Below are 1,763 nucleotides of genomic sequence, written 5' to 3' on the forward strand. Positions count from 1 at the left end.
GGGGCTGATCAGCTCGACGCTGCTCGACACCTTCCTCACGCCGGCCATGTTCTGGCTCTTTGGCCGCCGCGACGCCGAGCGGCTGGTTGATGACCGCAATGCCGAGGCCTTCTGACAACGCGATGCGTCTTCATTCTCCACCCCTGCGATACCCGAAAGGATTTCCCATGAAACTTCACCGCATCTGGGCTGCGACCGCCTTGCTGGCCTGCCTGGGCTCCGCCGTGGCGGCACAGGAGCACGAGCACGGCCATGGCCACGAGCCGATGCATGGCGGCGTCGTCGTCGAAGCCAGCGACATGGACTTCGAGCTGGTGGCCCGCTCCGATGTGGTCACGCTCTACGTGCGCGACCATGGCAAGCCCGCGAACACGCAAGGCGCCAGCGGCAAGCTCACGCTGCTCAGCGGCAGCGACAAGGCCGAGGCGACGCTGTCCCCCGCGGGGGACAACAAGCTCCAGGCCCAGGGCAGCTTCAAGGTGGGCGCCGGCACCAAGGCCGTTGCCACGGTCACGCTGCCGGGGAAGAAGGCCGTCAACGTGCGCTTCGCGCTCAAGTGACGGCCGGCGGCTGAGGTGGGCGGATCTGCTGCGGCTGATTGCGGCCGCAACGGATGGCTTCGCCGCCGGCGTGATCAACGGCCGGCGGGTTTGTGCCCCAAGCAGGTCATTCGCGCACCCGTTTGTGCACGTCGGCCATGGCCCTGTGCGACCGTGGTTGCGGCTTGGGCGCGGGACTGCCGGCGTGCGCCAGGCTGTTGAGAATGCCGCAGTCGCCGGCCGGCTGGGCCTGGTTGCAGCACTGGCGCAGCTCCCGCAGATGCTTCTGCAGCCCGCGCAGCTCGCGGATGCGCTCGTCGACGTGGCCGATGTGGGCGTCGAGCAGGGCATTGACGGCACTGCAGTCTTCCTGCGGCGCGTCCTTGAAGCGCAGCAGCACCCGGATCTCGTCCAGGGACATGTCGAGGTTGCGGCACTGGCGGATGAACGCCAGCCGCTCGGCGTGCCCGGGTCCGTACACCCGGTAGTTGCTGGGCGTGCGCGCAGGCTGCGGCAGCAGCCCCTCGCGCTCGTAGTAGCGGATCGTCTCCAACTGCGTGCCGGTGGTCTCGGCCAGTTCACCGATCTTCATGTCTGGGTCTTCGCGGGCATTGCCAATGCCCGTTGACTCTACACCTGCTACAGGCTTTCCAATGACGGCGCCAAGAGAAGACCCGCGCACGGTCCGGGCTCGTCCCATGACTAACCGGATCAAGGGCGGCCCGATGTCGCAGGCACGCCGCATGCCCCAATCAACCCTGTAGTCTCTATAATCAACCAGATGCGCCGCCGCCTCGTCATCATGCTGTTGATGCTGCTGCCGCTCCAGTTCGTCTGGGGCGCGGCCGCGGCGTACTGCGGCCACGAGACGGCGCCCACGGCCCAGCACTTCGGGCACCACGTCCACGTGCACAAGTCGGCCCGGGCTGACGACGGCGCCAAGGCCCCGGCCGACCTGGGGCTCGCCGACAACGACTGCCCGGTCTGCCACCTGGGGGGCCCGCCGCTGCCGCCTGGCGTGGCCGTGTTCGTCTGCACGCAGGCAGCGCCGCCCCAGCATCCCGCTGTCGGGGTGCCCGATTCGTCGGCGCCGCCCGGAACACCCGAACGCCCCAACTGGCTGCTCGCCGCCTGATCCGGCGAGCCGCTGCTTTTCTTTCCTGCCCAAGGCACAAGGCCTCTCGCTCACAGCGCTCGCTCGCCGGATCCATCCCGTTCCTGGTT

Annotated in this window: 3 protein-coding genes; 2 read left to right on the top strand and 1 reads right to left on the bottom strand. The window is 68.4% G+C overall.

Annotated elements, in window-relative coordinates:
• Positions 1–167 precede the first annotated feature (167 nt).
• Complete coding sequence (locus ALA01S_RS30900; protein WP_066343589.1) at positions 168–560, top strand: hypothetical protein; 393 nt, start codon at positions 168–170, stop codon at positions 558–560.
• 106 nt (positions 561–666) lie between these two features.
• Here the strand turns inward: ALA01S_RS30900 and cadR are convergent, their stop codons facing one another.
• The gene (gene cadR, locus ALA01S_RS30905) at positions 667–1,131 is read right to left on the bottom strand and encodes a Cd(II)/Pb(II)-responsive transcriptional regulator (RefSeq protein WP_084268119.1); all 465 of its coding nucleotides are present in this window, start codon (positions 1,129–1,131) and stop codon (positions 667–669) included.
• 189 nt (positions 1,132–1,320) lie between these two features.
• Here cadR and ALA01S_RS30910 point away from each other — a divergent pair, with 189 nt between their 5' ends.
• Positions 1,321–1,674 carry a hypothetical protein gene (locus tag ALA01S_RS30910; RefSeq protein WP_066343591.1) on the top strand — a complete coding sequence of 118 codons (354 nt, stop codon included), beginning with the start codon at positions 1,321–1,323 and terminating at the stop codon, positions 1,672–1,674.
• Positions 1,675–1,763: the final 89 nt, after the last annotated feature.

Origin of the sequence: Azohydromonas lata NBRC 102462 (assembly GCF_001571085.1) — a bacterium.
Lineage (GTDB): Bacteria > Pseudomonadota > Gammaproteobacteria > Burkholderiales > Burkholderiaceae_C > Azohydromonas > Azohydromonas lata.

Coding starts and splice junctions, on each gene's coding strand:
- ALA01S_RS30900 (WP_066343589.1), top strand. CDS start 168: ATGAAACTTCACCGCATCTGGGCTGCGACCGCCTTGCTGGCCTGCCTG.
- cadR (WP_084268119.1), bottom strand. CDS start 1,131: ATGAAGATCGGTGAACTGGCCGAGACCACCGGCACGCAGTTGGAGACG.
- ALA01S_RS30910 (WP_066343591.1), top strand. CDS start 1,321: ATGCGCCGCCGCCTCGTCATCATGCTGTTGATGCTGCTGCCGCTCCAG.